This is a genomic window from Bradyrhizobium sp. P5_C12, assembly GCF_054049735.1.
In genome coordinates, this window is record NZ_JBFULU010000044.1 from 49,236 (window position 1) to 64,144 (window position 14,909).

Here is a 14,909-nt window from a genome sequence, read left to right on the forward strand (position 1 = left end):
CTGGCCGCGCGTGGCTGTCCTTGTTGCTTCGGCTTTCCGGAGGCCTTGGAGCCATCCCGGAACGCCGCCTCCGGGCGCGGAATATGCCGGAGTTGACGGGGGTTAGGCAAGGCGGAAAGCTGAGCAGATCAGGCCTCCGGCTGGGATACAAATGCTCCCTTAGTCGGAGATGTTTTGATGTCGCGCCTGCCCGGCCTCCCGGTTCGCACGGCACCGGTCATCAAGCCGTCGTTAACGGTCTTTCGTTCCGCGCGCCAGCCTTCATAGAAAATTTTCCCGCAATGGTGATCATGCGCGGGTTTTTATCGCCGGGAATATTGTTTTGGATTTCGCAAGCGCCGCTCCCTCCGTCGTCAAGTCGATCAGGCAGCGTGATCTCCTGAACACGTGGCTGCGACTTTATGCGCGCCAGCAGATTGCGCCGGCGATCTGGGAGTACCAGCCCGCGCGGCTCGAGGAAGAACTGTCCGACCTCATCTACTATACGGTGGACAATTCGGCGCCGACGCCCCGCCTGACCATCCAGAGCGAAGGCACGCGCATCTCGCGCGCCTATGGACACACCGGCAAGGGCGTTCTGCTCGACGACTATGTCGGGCCACGGCTCGCGCCCGTCGTGATGCCGATCTATCATGAATGCGTGGCGCGCGGGCTTCCGGTCTACAGCGTTGCCGACGTCGACGACATCTACGGCCGTATCGTCGCTTACGAACGGCTGCTGCTGCCGTTCCAGATCGACGGCAAGGTCTGCCACGTCATCGCATCGCTCAAGACCTTCTGCGAGGACGGCGGCTTCGAGATCAAGAATCTGATGCGCGGAAATGACGCGCTGCCGCGCGCGAAATTGCGCGCCGTGATCGACCGCGATCTGTTTCATCGCGCACCCGGCCGTATCGCGGCGGCCGACGTGATCGAGTTCGCCGACCAGTCCGGCCCCGGCGTTCCTACCGAGGTCATCGAGCTGAACTAGCCCGATTTGGCGCGGACTTCCTTGGCATAGATATCCGGCTTGAAGCCGACCAGAAGCTTGCCGCCGACCTCGAGCACCGGCCGCTTGATCATTGATGGTTGCGCTAGCATCAATGCCAGCGCCTTTTTCTCGGTCAGGCCTTCCTTATCGGCATCGGGCAGCTTCTTGAAGGTCGTGCCGGCGCGATTGAGCAGCGTCTCCCAGCCGAGCTTGTCGCTCCACTGCTTGAGCTTGTCCTTCTCCACGCCCGCCGTCTTGTAGTCGTGAAACTCGTAAGCGACGCCGTGGGTGTCGAGCCAGGCGCGCGCCTTCTTCATGGTGTCGCAGTTCTTGATGCCATAGATGATGTTGGGCAAGACGTTCCTCGCGCATGCGTGATGCTTCGGCTGCGCGTTGTACGAAACTCCGGTTCACGCCACAATATTGCGGACGAAGCCGACAGCTCTCCGAACGGACATATCATGCACGTCACCCACGATCCCGCCGCAGCCCAGTCACCGACCATCGACTTCAACGCCTTCCTCGCGGTCGATATCCGCGTCGGCACCATCGTCGATGCCAAGCCGTTTCCGGAGGCCCGCAAGCCGGCCTGGCGTCTCTGGATCGATTTCGGTCCCGCCATCGGTGTGCGCAAGAGCTCGGCGCAGATCACGGAAAACCATCCGCTGGAAACTCTGGTGGGGCAACAGGTCGCCGCCGTCGTCAACTTTCCACCACGCCAGATCGGGCCCGTCGTGTCGGAGGTCCTGACGCTCGGTTTCCCCGATGCCGACGGCAAGGTCGTGCTGGTGCAACCAAGCAAGCCGGTGCCGAACGGCGGGCGCCTGTTCTAGCGGCGCGCTCAGGGGCCGGACCATCGTCCCGTTGGCAGCCCGTTCGTCCAATCCCCCAGGCTCCTGACTTCAGCTGTCCGGGCTTGACGAGATCCTTCCTGGCCGTTAATAATGACTGACTGATCGTTTTTTATTATGCCATCGGCGGTCAATTCTCTCGCGATTGAATCGCTAAAACGATCGATCAGTCAGTTATTTATGGACAGCCCGGATGCCCAAGATCAGCGACAAGCAGCGCGAAGGCCGGCGGCAGCAGATTCTCGAAGCGGCCCTCGCCTGCTTCTCCGACAACGGTTTTCACCAGACCGGCATGGCCGACATCGTGAAGCGGTCGGGGCTGAGCCACGGCGCGGTCTATCTCTACTTCCAGAGCAAGGACGATCTGATCGAGGCGCTCGCCGACGACCGGCATCGCCGCGAATCCGTGCTCAACTCGGTCGCGCAAGGATCGGGCGATCCGATCGCGGGACTTCACGCGCTGGTCCGGGTCTACGCGCAGTGGCTCACCGATCCCGCCGGTGAAGCGCGGCGTCGCGTCGGCATCCACGGCTGGGCCGAAGCGCTGCGCAACCGCCGCGTCCGCGCCAGCGTCGTCGAGGGCATCGACATGCCGCGCGCGCTTATCGTGGCGCTGGTCGAGCGCGCCCAGCACGACGGCCTGATCAAGCGCGACCTCGGCGCGGATGCGATCGCGCGCGTTCTGGTTGCGATCTTCCAGGGCTTTGTGCTGCAAAAATGCTGGGGCGAGGATTTCGACGTCGAGGCCTGCATGACGGCGGTCGCCGGCGTGATCGACGGCTTCCGCACCACGAAACCCGACATCAAGCGACGGACCAGGGTGTGACCGATGTCCGGGATCCATGACCTGCTCGCAGGTATCGGCGTCGGTCTCGTCGGGGGACTGACATCCGGCTTCATGGGCACGAGCCCGGGTGGCGGTCTCGTGATCTTCTGTGTGCTGCTGCTCGGCGCGGAGCAGCACGTCGCCCAGGGCACGTCGCTGATCGCGCAGGTGCCTCCGACGGGCCTCGCCGGCGTGCGCCGCTACTGGCAGAGCGGCAATCGCAGCCCGCTGCAATGGGTCATCTGGATCGGCATCGGATTCATGCTGGGCGGCGCAGGCGGCGGTTACGCGGCGGCCGCCGTTTCCGACTCGGTCCTGCAATGGACCTACGTCGTCTACCTCGTTGCGCTGATCGCGGCACTGGTTCTGCGTCGTGACCGCAAGGACGGGACCAACGAGGCCGGCGATCAACAGCAACTGCCCCGGCTCCCGTTGCTCCTCATCGGCATGCTGGCCGGATTTTCTTCCGGCTTCATGGGCATCGGCGGCGGGCTTGCGGTCACGGTCGGTCTCGCCGCGGGCCTGCGCGTGCCGCAACATCAGGCGCAACTCGTCAGCCTCATCTTTTCGGTCATCCCGACCAACATTCCGGCGGCCTGGATCTACTGGAGCAAGGGGCTCGTGGTCGGCTGGCCGGCCATCATCGGCATCCTCGCCGGACTCTGGGTCGGCACCGATCTCGGCGCGCGCATGGCCAATGGTGTCAGCAAATCCGTGCTGCGCCAGGTCATGATCGGGTTGATCTCGCTGATGGCGCTGTACATGACCCATAAGGCGCTGACCTAACTCACGGCCGCTTTGGGATGTTCAGCCCGCGCTGCACCGCCGGACGCGCCAGTCCGCGTTCGAGCCAGGGACCGACCGACTTGAACTCGCTGAATGCGACGAGATCGCCGGCGCCGTAGAAACCGACGAGGTTGCGCACCCAGCCGAGCATGGAAATGTCGGCGATGGTGTAGTCGTCATCCAYGAACCACTGCCGGCCGGAGAGATGCGTCTCCATCACGCCGAGCAGGCGCCTGGACTCGCCGACGTAGCGTTCGAGCGGCCGCTTGTCCTCAAACTCCTTGCCGGCGAATTTGTGGAAGAAGCCGACCTGGCCGAACATCGGCCCGATGCCGCCCATCTGGAAATGCAGCCACTGAATGGTCTGGTAGCGGCGCGCCGCATTCTGCGGCAGGAGCTTGCCGGTCTTCTCCGAGAGATATTGCAGGATCGCCCCGGACTCGAACAGCGGCAGCGGCCTGCCGCCGGGACCGTTGGGATCGAGGATCGCCGGGATCTTGCCGTTCGGATTGAGCGAGAGGAATTCCGTCGTCTTCTGATCGTCCTTGCCGAAGTCGACGAGATGCACCTCGTAAGGAAGCCCGACCTCCTCCAGCATGATCGAAACCTTGACGCCGTTCGGCGTCGGCAGCGAATAGAGTTGAAGCAATTCCGGATGCCTGGCCGGCCAGCGCTTGGTGATGGGAAAGGTGGAGAGATCGGACATCGGGCCCCCGGCTTCGTTCGTGAGATGCCGCCTAATCTAGGCGAGCCGGCGACCGAAGCAAGGCCGAGCAGCCGTTACACAATTTCTCCGAGCCGAATTCCGGTCAGAGCGGCCGCAGCAGATGAGTTGTGGCGTACACGATATCGCGTTGTGCGCGCTGCTCGATGAAGAGCTGCCCCATGACAAGCAGCGCTCCGAAGAAAACGAGCGCGAGCAGCGCGGTCGCGAATTGACTGGCATCATTCATCGCGAGAGTTTCTCTGTAGTCGGTTCTCACGGGGAACGCGCGCGGACCAACGACAGTTCCTTCATGCCACAAATAAATTACCACTTTTTCCCATATCGAGACTCATCGGCCAGCCGCCTCAATAATTGATCTCCATCCGCAACCCCCGCGGATCGGTCTCGTTACCGCCGACGCGCTGCATGCTGTCGCGTGCCGCGACCGCGCAGGCGCAGGCGTCGATCAGATCGTCCCGGCCGATGCCGGTGCCGTAGCGCTGCGTCAGCCATTTCGGCAGGCGCGCGAAACCGCGTTGCTCCAGAAGCGCGATGCGTTGCTCGCGGCCTTGCGCCGACGTCTTCTTCGCGAGTTGGACTCGTCCCGCCAAATTCCAGAAGATCAGCTCCGGATGCGCTTCGCCGACCGTCGCTTGCCGTGCCGGCGTCATGATCTCGTCGACCTCCCTGATCTTGTCCCTGATGTTCCAGAGTTGCGCGGATACACCCCTGCCCCTGCCTTCGTGCTCCCAGTAATGGCGGTTGGCCACGGCCATATCGGGAAACGTCCAGAGGTCTCGACGCGCACCGAGAAACACCGCCGGGCCGACCAGTTCGCGGGCGCGCAAGTCGCAGGTTCGATAGCCGCTCGTATTCAATCCGATCGGCATGTCGATCATCGCCCGTGCATGCGACATCGCGAGCAGCCGCGTGAGCCCCGGCGAATAGTCGAAGCCGTGATCGCCGCGATCGTCGATCCAGGCTGCGACCCAGCCGTAGCGAAATCCATCGAGGCCGAGGTAGGTTGGCACGTCATCCATCCGTCATTTGCATTTTTCACACGCGCCTCGCTTGACATCCGCAAGTTGCAGGCGTATTTCCCGCGGCCTCGCGAACACTTCCGTCCGCGAAAACCGTGAACCGAGCGATGAAGCACCGCTACGAAAGATTTGCACGACTGTCGAATGGCCTACGGCCAATCGATGTCGCATGCCCGGCTCATGGGAGCGATCTTGCCTGACCGCAAGATCGACCGTCCGCTTCTCACGGACCCTCCCGAGCCTGCCGCTCCGGAGGGTTTTTTGTTGCCCGCCGCGCGGTCCGTTCGAACACCCCGGCATAGGCCGGAACGGGAGACCCGGATCCCGGGGCTCGCGCTCGAGAGGCGCGTGCCCAAGTGCGCGGGGCCTGCCGGAGGGAACGAGGCGATGAGCCGGACACCGATGGCAGAGCGAACCTGAATGGTTCGCAACATGCGGCGCGTCGACAGCGCCGCGATAGAATTTTCGTAGATCGGTTTGCCGCGATGGTCGCGGCTCAACCGACGCTGGTGGTGAAGATGTCGGATACTTCTCCACGGTAAAGCGGGTTCGAATCCCGCCTTTGACACACGCACCGGGATGCGACCTTGGGAGAGGCTTGCACGCGGCCCGGCGCAGGATCTGTCCGCAAGGACAATCCTGTGTTGTCGTCACTGAAAGCCGATATCGCCCGTTCCCCAGCGTACCCATCAACGGCCGATGCGACAGCATCGGCCTGGCGGTGGTGAAGATGTCTGTTACTTCGGTAAGGCGCAATGCGCCGAGCGGGTTCGAAGCCCGTAACGCTCGCAAGAGCGGCAACAGTATCGCCCGTTCCCCGCCACCCCCATCACGGTCCGTGGTGAAGATCGCTGTTACTTCGCCTATCACGCGAGAGGTCGCGGGTTCGAATCCCGCCCGGTGTACCATGCACCGGTAGCTCAGTGGCCAGAGCGCTTTCCGGCGAGCTTTGGCTCGCCGGGTCACAGCAATCGCCTGTTCCCGGATCGTGTCCCTGTCGTCGCCACCGCCGGTGGTGAAGAGCGCTGTTACTTCGTGGATCGCAATGTCGAAGGTTAGACTCCTTCCGGACGGAAGTCCGTAGCTCAGCGGTAGAGCGTGCGACAGCCCGCAAGGGCAGTCCAGCCTCGCTTGTTCCCCGGCACCAATTATCATTCCACCAGCACCCCAGAGGAGGCCGTCATGGTCAGGCTCAACAAGATCGTTCGCGCCTTCACGCGTCAGGGCGCGCGCGCAATTCGCTTCACGCCCGAGATGGAACTGAAGCGGGCGCTGATGAACTGCCTCCTGTGGGAGGACCAGTTCTACGAGGACGGCGTTGCTATCGCCGACCGCATCAAGGGGCTGGTGCCCAAGGTCGCGCCCGCCCGTGTCGCGCAGCTTGCGATCGAGGCGCGCGAGGTGATGAAGCTGCGGCATGCGCCGCTGCTCGTCATCCGCGAGATGGCGCGGAGCGAGAAGCACCGCGCTCTCGTGGCCGACACGCTCGCCCAGGTGATCCAGCGTCCCGACGAAATGACGGAGCTGCTTGCGATCTACTGGGCGGATGCGCTTGGACCGATGCAGCAGCGCAAGCGTCAGCCCGTCTCGGCGCAGGTGAAGAAGGGTCTCGCCCGCGCGCTGACCAAGTTCGACGCCTACCAGCTCGCGAAGTGGGATCGCGACGGCGCGGTGCGGATCAGGGACGTGCTGTTCCTGGTCCACGCCAAGCCGAAGGACGCCGAGCAGGCAAAGGTGTGGAAGCAGCTCGTCGACGGCGAGCTCGCCTCCCCCGATACCTGGGAGGTGTCGCTCTCGGCCAGCAAGAGCAAGCGCGAGACCTTCGAGCGGCTGATCGCCGAGCGCAAGCTCGGCGGCCTGGCGCTCTTGCGCAATCTGCGGCTGATGCAGAACGCGCAGGTGCCACGCGAGACCATCGCAGGCGCGATCGAGGCGATGCGGACGGATCGTATCCTGCCCTATCGCTTCATCACGGCGGCGCGCTATGCGCCGGACTTCGAGCCCGAGCTCGAGACTGCGATGCTCAAGTCGGTCAAGGAGCATGTGCGGCTGCCCGGCCGCACCCGGCTCCTGATCGACGTGTCGGGTTCGATGTTCGCGGCTCTCTCCGCGCAGTCGGAAATGACGCGCGCGGAGGCGGCGTGTGGTCTTGCCATCCTGGCACGCGAGATCTGCGACGAGGTCGAGATCTTCACCTTCAGCGACAAGGTGGTGAGGGTCCCTCCCCGCCGCGGCTTCGCGCTCAGGGATGCGATCATCAACTCGCAGGCTCATAGCGGAACCTGGCTCGGCAAGGCGGTGACGGAGATCGACCGCAAGGGCGATCGCCTCATCGTCTTCACCGACGAGCAGAGCCACGACCAGGTGCCCGAGCCCAAGGCGCGCGGCACGATTGTGAACGTGGCCTCGTATCAGCACGGTGTCGGCCACGGCGCCTGGACCCGCGTCAACGGCTTCTCCGAGGCCGTGGTCGCGTGGATCGCGGCGTCGGAGACGGCGCTGAACTGATGCGCAACGACAACGGCCCCGGACGCGGGACGCGCCCGGGGCCTCCGAAATCTCTGAAATGATCCGCGCGCGCCGGCCGTGGCGCGCGTAGGATGTGAAGCAGGACACATGACCATGCGACGATCTGATCCCTACATGGAACGCGCCCRCGAGCTCTGCCTCGCCGCCGGCGTCGATCCCGACTCGCGCGTCGGCGAAGGACGCGGTCAGCCGGCCTGGTGCTCGTACCGGGACGCCGCGCGCAAGGAGCATCTCGCCCGCGAGGCCAATGCGACGGCCGGCGCGATCGCGCAGCTCCGCCCGCAGGAGGCGCGTTTCCAGAACGCGCCGCTGAAGATCTTCGGTCCGCATGAGGAGGCGACCATCGCGCAGATGCGCAACTGCATGGCGGTCGGCAACGTCGTGTCCGGCGTGATCTGCGCCGACGGACATCTCGGCTACGCCCAACCGGTCGGCGGGGTCATCGCCTACGAGAAGCAGATCAGCATTTCCGGCGTCGGCTTCGACATCGGCTGCGGCAACATGGCAGCAAAGCTCGACACGCGCTTCGACGACATCGCAGCGATCGTGCCGACGATCATCCGCGACGTCGCCAAGACGATCTCGTTCGGCGTCGGCCGTGCCAATGCCGAACGGGCCGAGCACGATCTGTTCGACGACGGCGATGCCTGGCGCGAGAGCGATATGGAGGCGTACCGTCAGAAGGCGGTGAGCCAGCTCGGCACGGTCGGGTCGGGCAACCACTATGTCGACCTCATGCGCGATGAGGAAGGCTTTGTCTGGATCGGCGTCCACTTCGGAAGCCGCGGTCTCGGTCACACCTCCGCGACGCGCTACCTCAAGGCTGCCGGCGGCAAGGACGGCATGAACGTCCCGCCCGCCGTGGTCGACGAGGACTCCGAGCTCGGCCGCCGCTACATCGCGGCAATGCAGCTCGCTGGGCGCTACGCCTATGCGGGCCGCGAGTGGGTCGTCGAGCGCGTCCGCCAAATCATCGGCGGCAGCGTGACCGAGAGCGTGCACAACCACCACAATTATGCCTGGCGTGAGACCCACGACGGGCGCGATCTGTGGGTGGTGCGCAAGGGTGCGACGCCGGCGTTTCCCGGCCAGAAGGGATTCGTCGGCGGCTCGATGGGCGACGACGCCGTCATTCTTGAGGGCGTCGACAGTCCGGAGGCCAAGGCTTCGCTGTACTCGACCGTGCACGGCGCCGGCCGCCTGTTCGGACGCAACGAGGCGAAGCGGCGCTTCTCGCGCGAGGAGATGGACCGCTGGCTCAACGAACGCGGCGTCACCCTGATCGGTGCCGACCTCGACGAGAGCCCGATGGCCTATCGCCGCCTGCCGGAGGTGCTGGCGCAGCACGCCGGCACCGTGCGGGTGTTGCACACGCTGCGGCCGTTCGCCGTCGCCATGGCCGGCGACGGCGAGTTCGATCCGTGGAAGGACTGATACGAACCGAGGGCGGGAGCCGATGGCTCCCGCCCTTACCACTACGGTTCTCCCTCACCCCGATGCTGCTCGAACAGGCGCTGCGCCAGCAGCGCATGACCGAGCGTGCCGCCTGCGCGCACCGCGGCGGCAATCATGGCGGCTTCGGCCAGCTCCTCGCGCGTGGCCCCCGCCTTCGCCGCTTGCGCGGTGTGCACGTCGAGGCAATAGGCACATTGCGTGGTGAGCGCGACCGCGAGCGAGATCAGCTCGCGATACTTTGGCGGGATCAATCCGTCCTTGCGCTCGACCGCGTGGTTGAACGCAAGGAACGCGTTGGCCTCGACCGGCGCCAGCGCGACCAAGGCGGGAATCGATTTCAGGTCGTCGGGGTTTTGATAATCGGTCATGTCTCATCTCGTCAGGTATTCGCGCATCAGGGCGCGGGCGCGATGCAGCCGCGCCTTCACGGTCTGCCGCGAGGCACCAAGCGCAGCTGCGATGTCGTCGATGGTCATTTCCTTGACGTCGCGCATCAGCGCGACATCGCGGTAGTGCGGCGGCAACGCCTCGAAGGCCGCCGCTAGGTCGAGCCGCAGATCGGCTTCGGTGCGCGACAGCAGCAGCGCCTCCGCTTCGCCGGCGTCGATCGCGGGCGCGAGGCCCGCCTTACGGGCGAGCCGCAGACATTCGCGGCGGACCACGCTGAACAGCCAGGCGGAGAATGCCAGCAGCGAGCGGATCGTGCCGACATGGCGGAACAGGATCCACAGCGCTTCCTGCGTCGCGTCCTCCGCATCCGCCGAGCTGCGGCAGGTCGCGCGCGCGTAGCGGCGGATGTCCGGCTGCGCCGTCGCAAGCAGGCTGGCGATCGCATGCTGGTCGCCGAGCCGCGCCGCCTCGAACAGCTTTGGCGAGATCGCGGCCGCACTCACGAGACGCCCCCCCGTCCGATCCCGGCCATCGCGCACATCGGGCAATAGCCGACCAGGCCGGTCAGCGCGAAGCCGGCGCCGCCGAGCGCGACAAGCCACGCCGCGACGCCCGCGAGATATACGAATGCCGCGACCGCCACCGCGATGCCTGCGGCGATCCGCACCATCTGGTGCAGGCTACCGATGTTCTTCCTGTAAAACGCCATCGCGTCCTCCGACATGAGCCGAGGCGGAATGCCTCGACCGTCAAGAGGGCTCGACCGGTGAAAAGGATTCGCGGTGTCCAGCAATTCTTTTGCGATCAGCCTCCAACCGCCTGATAGGCCAGCCGCTTGAACTCGAAGAAGAAGGGATTCCAGAAGCCCATGTAGCGCTGGGCCATCAGCACGCCGGCGGTATTGGCCTCAGGGCAGATCCACCAATGGGTGCCGGCGAGTCCGCCCCACTGGAATTCGCCGGTCGAATTTGCGGGATCGAACGGCGACGGCGCGAAGGTGACGGCGCCGCCGAGACCGAATCCCTTGCCCGGGATCGGCCCGAGATTGGCGAAGCGGATGGTTTGCCCTGCGGGCAGCTGGTTCGTCATCATCTGCCGCAGCGTATCCGGTTTCAGGAGCGCATCCGAACCGGGCAACAGCGCGCGCACCAGCGCGAGCATGTCCGGCAAGGTCGAGACCAGACCGCCGCCCCCCGACAGACGCGGGAAGGATCGCCGATAGGCCTGCGGAAAAGGCAGATTGTCGGCGCGCGTGAGGCCGGGCTTCATCGGATCGAGCGCGTCGGCACCGGTGTAGAGCGCGACCAGCCTGCCCTGCGCCGCCTCCGGCACGTCAAAGCCGGTGTCGGTCATCCCGAGCGGATCGAAGATGCGCGTCTTGAGGACGACATCGAGCGACTTGCCCGAGACGACCTCCACGACGCGGCCGAGCACGTCGGTGGCCACCGAATATTCCCAGCCCGCGCCGGGATGATAGGACAGCGGCAGATCGGCGAGCTTGTCGATCATGTCGGTCAGCGGCGTCAGCGGATTGAGCACGCGCGCCTCGTTGTAGCCTTTGAACAGCACCGTGCCGGGATCGAAGATGCCGTAGCTGAGGCCCGACGTGTGGGTCAGCAACTGGCGGATCGTCATCGGGCTCTTTGCCGGCTCGGCATCGGCGAGGCTCGCCGCACCGGCTTTCAGCACCTTGCGATTGCCCAGCTGCGGCAGGAATTTCTCGACCAAATCATCGAGCCCGATGCGCCCCTCCTCCACCAGCAGCATGACCGCGCAGGTGACGAAGATCTTGGTGTTGGAGAACGCGCGAAAAATGTGATCGGGCCGCAATGCGGCGTTGGCCTCGCGGTCGGCAAAGCCGACGCATTGCTGATCGACGATGTCGCGGCCACGCAGCACCGCCCAGGAGACGCCGGGGATGATCTCCTGATCGACGTAACGCTGCATCGCCGTCCGTACGGCGGAAAAATCGGTCGTCCTGGCGTCCATGTGTTTCCCCCAATTGTGGTTGGGACCGATATAGCGCGAATTCTCAGGAAATGAAGGGAGCCTATTCCTCCTTCATAAACGCAGTGACGTACAGGCGCCGCCTGATCCGCATTCCCTGTCGCTGGTACAGCGCGATCGCGGATGTATTGTTCGAGAAAACGTGCAGGAACGGAATTTCGCCGCGCGCCTCGATCTGGCGCGCGACCGCCGCGAGCAGCGCCTGTGCATAGCCACGCCCACGATAGTCTGGATGCACGCAGACGGCCGTCATCTCGACGAACTTTCCCGGCTTCATCCGCTCACCCGTCATCGCGACCAATTCGCCGCCGGCGCGGATGCCGAGGAATGTGCCGAGCTCATGGGTGCGCAGTGCGAATGGACCGGGCTTCGTCAGCTCCGTCAGCGCCATCATGGCGGGAACGTCGGCGGCGCCCAATGTGACGATCTCGGCATCGCGGAGCGAACTGTCCGCCGGCGAGCCGATCATCTGCTCGCCGGTCTCCGCCAGCACGACCTTGAAACCAGCGGACATTTCGACCGGCTCCGGCGTGAACAGCGCGGCCACCTGCGAGCCCGACAGGAGATCACGGAGTGCGGCGAAGCTAGCCTCGGACATGTCGGTCATGTCGGCAAACGGCGTCATGTCCACGGGATAGCGCAGCGCGCGCGGCCCGCCCTCCGCCAGATGCTTCTGGCTGGTCGTCAGCGCGCTCCAGATCGGACGATCCAGTAGCCGCTCATCGCTATCGGACACCGGCCTAGTCCTTGTCGAAGCTGACGATGACAGCCGCATTGGCGATGAGGATGGGGTCGTTGGCCACTTCCGTGGCCGAAGGAATCTCCAGGCCGCCCTTGACCGCAGTCACGGTCACGGTGCCGTAGGGCAGCTCCTTCGCAACGGCTTCCTTGTCCACCGCCTCAGGGTTGGGCACTCCGATCGTGACATCGACGAACATGTCGTTCGCGGTCTTGTCGATCATCCGGAAGAAGCCGAGGCTCGAATGCCGGATCGCATCCGACACCGCCCGCTTCGCCGCCTTGGTGGCGTCCCTGCCGTGGACGTCGACGCCCATGCCCATCTCGGTGATACAGCGAACGCGAGTCATGTCTTATTCCTGTGGTTGGTTGAGTGATTGAGAGTGTGGGGGATCAGTGATCGCGACACAAGTACGGCAAACCTATTCGGGCCAAGCCCTGGCTACACACTCCGTCATTGCGAGCGCAGCGAAGCAATCCAGAGTCTTTCCGCAGAGGCAGACTGGATTGCTTCGCTGCGCTCGCAATGACGATGTGGAAATGGCTTCGCCCCATCAATTACGTCTTCGATTTCTCATGCGCCCGCAGCTCGTCAACAAGTACTCGCACATTCTCAGAATAGTCGATCGGGATCACGACCAGATGCACGCCGCCCTCCTTGAAGGCCGCATCCAGCGTCGGGCCGAAGCTGTCGATGCTCTCGATCCGATGGCCCTTGGCGCCATAGGCCTTCGCATACAGGACGAAGTCGGGATTGCCAAAGGTCATGCCGAAATCGGCGAAGTGATCGACCGCCTGCTTCCAGCGGATCATGCCGTAGGCATTGTCCTCCAGCACCAGCACGACGAGATTGAGCTTGAGGCGGACGGCGGTCTCCATCTCCTGGCTGTTCATCATGAAGCCGCCGTCGCCGGCGACCGCGAGCACGCGGCGGTCCGGATTTAGCATCGCGGCCATCATCGCCGACGGCAGGCCGGCGCCCATGGTGGCCAGCGCGTTGTCGAGCAGCAGCGTGTTGGCGACGCGGGTGCGGTAGTTGCGCGCGAACCAGATCTTGTACATGCCGTTGTCGAGCGCGACGATGCCGTTCTCCGGGATCACCTGCCGGATGTCATGCACGATGCGCTGCGGCGTCGGCGGCCAGCGCGCCTCGGTGGCGCGGTCGGCAATATGGCTGAGGATCTTTTCACGCAGCGGCAACAGCGCCGCGGCCTGCGGCAGCTTGCCTTCGAGCCGGTCGGCGAGCAATTCCAGGCTGGGGCCGACATCGCCGACGACCTCGGCATCCGGGAAATAGACCTGCTCGACGCTGGCCGACGTATAGCTGACGTGAATGACCTTCGGTCCCGACGGACCCATGATGAAGGGCGGCTTCTCGATCGGGTCATGGCCGATCGCCACGATCAGATCGGCGGCGTCGATGGCCTCGTGAACATAGTCGCGCTCGGACAGCGCCGCGGTGCCCATATAGAGATTGGTGCCACCGGGCACCGTGCCCTTGCCCATCTGCGTGGTGAAGAACGGAATGCCGGTGCGCCGCACGAAGCTCGCGATGCCGTGCGTCGACCGTGGCCGGCTGGTGGCCGCGCCCATCATCACCAGCGGACGCTTTGCGGCCAGAATCATCTCGGCGGCGCGGTCGAGCGCGGCGCGATGGGCAACCGGGATTTCGATCGGATGGACCGGGATCACGGGGGTAAAGGGCACTTCATCGCCCGCGATGTCCTCGGGCAATTCGAGATGCACCGGCCCCGGCCGCTCCTCCATCGCCACGCGAAAGGCGTCGCGGACCACAGTCGGGATGCTGGAGGCGCTGACGATCTGCCGCGACAGCTTGGTCAGCGGCTTCATGGTCGCGACCACGTCCACGATCTGGAAGCGCGCCTGCCGGCTGCTCATGATCGGCTTCTGGCCCGTGATCAGAATCATCGGCATCGCGCCGAGATGGGCGTAGGCCGCTCCGGTCGACAAATTGAGCGCGCCGGGGCCGAGCGTCGACAAGCAGACGCCGGGCTTGCCGGTCAGCCGCCCATGCGTGGCGGCCATGAAGGCCGCGGCCTGCTCGTGGCGGGTCAGGATCAGTTCGATCCTGGAGGTGCGCAGCGATTCCACGAGGTCGAGGTTTTCCTCGCCGGGGACGCCGAAGATGCGATCGACGCCTTCGTTCTCCAGCGCCGCGACGAACAGATCCGATCCCTTTGCCTTGCGTTCCTGCGCGCTCATGTCGCCTCCCCGTCACAATGTCGGCCCCTGTGTTCGCAGGACCTTCGGCCGCATGGTAACCGCATGTGGCGCAGGCACAACTCACAATGCGGCGCTGTTGGCGCGGGAGTGACGAGTTGGCTGGAACGCAAGCTCCATCAACTGGTCGTCCTGGCGAAAGCCAGGACCCATTGCCATAGGGGGATGTTTTGCGGACGATGCCATAGCGAATGCTGACAACGCCGACCGGGGTAATGAGTCCTGGCTTTCGCCAGGACGACGATGGAGGAGCATTGTGCGTACCTGCTTCAACACCGTCATTGCAGACACAGCCTCGCATCCTCGCGGCTTGCTTCGCCCGAGCTTTGCGTCGTCGCCTCACCCTCGCAAATGAAAGAGGGCGCAGGGA

17 protein-coding genes are annotated in these 14,909 nt (G+C 64.7%); 6 read left to right on the forward strand and 11 right to left on the reverse strand.

Annotated elements, in window-relative coordinates:
* Nucleotides 1-322: 322 nt before the first annotated feature.
* Nucleotides 323-970 (forward strand): hypothetical protein, encoded by a 648-nt coding sequence (locus tag ACXJMY_RS29860; RefSeq protein WP_456622932.1) that lies wholly within the window; start codon nt 323-325, stop codon nt 968-970.
* On the opposite strand, the gene ACXJMY_RS29865 is transcribed toward ACXJMY_RS29860, so the two are convergent.
* Nucleotides 967-1,326: an ArsC family reductase gene (locus tag ACXJMY_RS29865; RefSeq protein WP_456622933.1), complete on the reverse strand. Its 360-nt coding sequence runs from the start codon at nt 1,324-1,326 to the stop codon at nt 967-969. The genes ACXJMY_RS29860 and ACXJMY_RS29865 overlap by 4 nt on opposite strands.
* A gap of 105 nt (nt 1,327-1,431) precedes the next feature.
* On the opposite strand from ACXJMY_RS29865, the gene ACXJMY_RS29870 reads away from it, so the two are divergent.
* From ACXJMY_RS29870 to ACXJMY_RS29880, 3 genes are all read left to right on the forward strand, one after another.
* Nucleotides 1,432-1,803 carry a tRNA-binding protein gene (locus tag ACXJMY_RS29870; protein WP_456622934.1) on the forward strand — a complete coding sequence of 124 codons (372 nt, stop codon included), beginning with the start codon at nt 1,432-1,434 and terminating at the stop codon, nt 1,801-1,803.
* Between the two features lie 211 nt (nt 1,804-2,014).
* Entirely contained in the window at nt 2,015-2,647 is a 633-nt protein-coding gene (locus ACXJMY_RS29875; RefSeq protein WP_456622935.1) for a TetR/AcrR family transcriptional regulator, read from the forward strand.
* 3 nt (nt 2,648-2,650) lie between these two features.
* Nucleotides 2,651-3,433 carry a sulfite exporter TauE/SafE family protein gene (locus tag ACXJMY_RS29880; protein ID WP_456622936.1) on the forward strand — a complete coding sequence of 261 codons (783 nt, stop codon included), beginning with the start codon at nt 2,651-2,653 and terminating at the stop codon, nt 3,431-3,433.
* Nucleotide 3,434: 1 nt separating this feature from the next.
* On the opposite strand, the gene ACXJMY_RS29885 is transcribed toward ACXJMY_RS29880, so the two are convergent.
* From ACXJMY_RS29885 to ACXJMY_RS29895, 3 genes are all read right to left on the reverse strand, one after another.
* Nucleotides 3,435-4,139, reverse strand: a complete 705-nt coding sequence (locus tag ACXJMY_RS29885; protein ID WP_456622937.1) for a glutathione S-transferase family protein — start codon at nt 4,137-4,139, stop codon at nt 3,435-3,437.
* A gap of 103 nt (nt 4,140-4,242) precedes the next feature.
* Nucleotides 4,243-4,386: a hypothetical protein gene (locus ACXJMY_RS29890; protein ID WP_456622938.1), complete on the reverse strand. Its 144-nt coding sequence runs from the start codon at nt 4,384-4,386 to the stop codon at nt 4,243-4,245.
* 118 nt (nt 4,387-4,504) lie between these two features.
* Complete coding sequence (locus ACXJMY_RS29895) at nt 4,505-5,170, reverse strand: DUF429 domain-containing protein (protein ID WP_456622949.1); 666 nt, start codon at nt 5,168-5,170, stop codon at nt 4,505-4,507.
* Between the two features lie 1,191 nt (nt 5,171-6,361).
* Between ACXJMY_RS29895 and ACXJMY_RS29900 the strand changes: the two genes are divergently transcribed.
* Both ACXJMY_RS29900 and ACXJMY_RS29905 read left to right on the forward strand, forming a co-directional pair.
* Nucleotides 6,362-7,687 carry a TROVE domain-containing protein gene (locus tag ACXJMY_RS29900; RefSeq protein ID WP_456622939.1) on the forward strand — a complete coding sequence of 442 codons (1,326 nt, stop codon included), beginning with the start codon at nt 6,362-6,364 and terminating at the stop codon, nt 7,685-7,687.
* A 114-nt stretch (nt 7,688-7,801) separates the two neighbouring features.
* On the forward strand, nt 7,802-9,142 hold the full coding sequence (locus ACXJMY_RS29905; RefSeq protein WP_456622940.1) for an RtcB family protein: 1,341 nt from the start codon (nt 7,802-7,804) through the stop codon (nt 9,140-9,142).
* 41 nt (nt 9,143-9,183) lie between these two features.
* Here ACXJMY_RS29905 and ACXJMY_RS29910 read toward each other — a convergent pair whose 3' ends face one another.
* The 7 genes from ACXJMY_RS29910 to ACXJMY_RS29940 all read right to left on the reverse strand — a co-directional run bounded on the left by ACXJMY_RS29910 (nt 9,184) and on the right by ACXJMY_RS29940 (nt 14,521).
* The gene (locus ACXJMY_RS29910; protein WP_456622941.1) at nt 9,184-9,531 is read right to left on the reverse strand and encodes a carboxymuconolactone decarboxylase family protein; all 348 of its coding nucleotides are present in this window, start codon (nt 9,529-9,531) and stop codon (nt 9,184-9,186) included.
* 3 nt (nt 9,532-9,534) lie between these two features.
* Nucleotides 9,535-10,056: an RNA polymerase sigma factor gene (locus ACXJMY_RS29915; RefSeq protein ID WP_456622942.1), complete on the reverse strand. Its 522-nt coding sequence runs from the start codon at nt 10,054-10,056 to the stop codon at nt 9,535-9,537.
* Nucleotides 10,053-10,262 (reverse strand): YgaP family membrane protein, encoded by a 210-nt coding sequence (locus ACXJMY_RS29920; protein WP_456622943.1) that lies wholly within the window; start codon nt 10,260-10,262, stop codon nt 10,053-10,055. The genes ACXJMY_RS29915 and ACXJMY_RS29920 overlap by 4 nt, the downstream gene beginning before the upstream one ends.
* A 95-nt stretch (nt 10,263-10,357) precedes the next feature.
* Nucleotides 10,358-11,542, reverse strand: coding sequence for a serine hydrolase domain-containing protein (locus ACXJMY_RS29925; protein ID WP_456622944.1), 1,185 nt, complete (start codon nt 11,540-11,542; stop codon nt 10,358-10,360).
* Nucleotides 11,543-11,603: 61 nt separating this feature from the next.
* Nucleotides 11,604-12,296: a GNAT family N-acetyltransferase gene (locus tag ACXJMY_RS29930; protein WP_456622945.1), complete on the reverse strand. Its 693-nt coding sequence runs from the start codon at nt 12,294-12,296 to the stop codon at nt 11,604-11,606.
* A gap of 4 nt (nt 12,297-12,300) precedes the next feature.
* Nucleotides 12,301-12,648: a Lin0512 family protein gene (locus tag ACXJMY_RS29935; protein ID WP_254130930.1), complete on the reverse strand. Its 348-nt coding sequence runs from the start codon at nt 12,646-12,648 to the stop codon at nt 12,301-12,303.
* Between the two features lie 208 nt (nt 12,649-12,856).
* The gene (locus ACXJMY_RS29940) at nt 12,857-14,521 is read right to left on the reverse strand and encodes an acetolactate synthase large subunit (protein ID WP_456622946.1); all 1,665 of its coding nucleotides are present in this window, start codon (nt 14,519-14,521) and stop codon (nt 12,857-12,859) included.
* Nucleotides 14,522-14,909: the final 388 nt, after the last annotated feature.

Bases quoted from the DNA above. Each gene is read 5' to 3' on its own strand.
- ACXJMY_RS29870 (WP_456622934.1), top strand. From the start codon at position 1,432: ATGCACGTCACCCACGATCCCGCCGCAGCCCAGTCACCGACCATCGAC.
- ACXJMY_RS29875 (WP_456622935.1), top strand. From the start codon at position 2,015: ATGCCCAAGATCAGCGACAAGCAGCGCGAAGGCCGGCGGCAGCAGATT.
- ACXJMY_RS29880 (WP_456622936.1), top strand. From the start codon at position 2,651: ATGTCCGGGATCCATGACCTGCTCGCAGGTATCGGCGTCGGTCTCGTC.
- ACXJMY_RS29890 (WP_456622938.1), bottom strand. From the start codon at position 4,386: ATGAATGATGCCAGTCAATTCGCGACCGCGCTGCTCGCGCTCGTTTTC.
- ACXJMY_RS29900 (WP_456622939.1), top strand. From the start codon at position 6,362: ATGGTCAGGCTCAACAAGATCGTTCGCGCCTTCACGCGTCAGGGCGCG.
- ACXJMY_RS29910 (WP_456622941.1), bottom strand. From the start codon at position 9,531: ATGACCGATTATCAAAACCCCGACGACCTGAAATCGATTCCCGCCTTG.
- ACXJMY_RS29920 (WP_456622943.1), bottom strand. From the start codon at position 10,262: ATGGCGTTTTACAGGAAGAACATCGGTAGCCTGCACCAGATGGTGCGG.
- ACXJMY_RS29925 (WP_456622944.1), bottom strand. From the start codon at position 11,542: ATGGACGCCAGGACGACCGATTTTTCCGCCGTACGGACGGCGATGCAG.
- ACXJMY_RS29935 (WP_254130930.1), bottom strand. From the start codon at position 12,648: ATGACTCGCGTTCGCTGTATCACCGAGATGGGCATGGGCGTCGACGTC.
- ACXJMY_RS29940 (WP_456622946.1), bottom strand. From the start codon at position 14,521: ATGAGCGCGCAGGAACGCAAGGCAAAGGGATCGGATCTGTTCGTCGCG.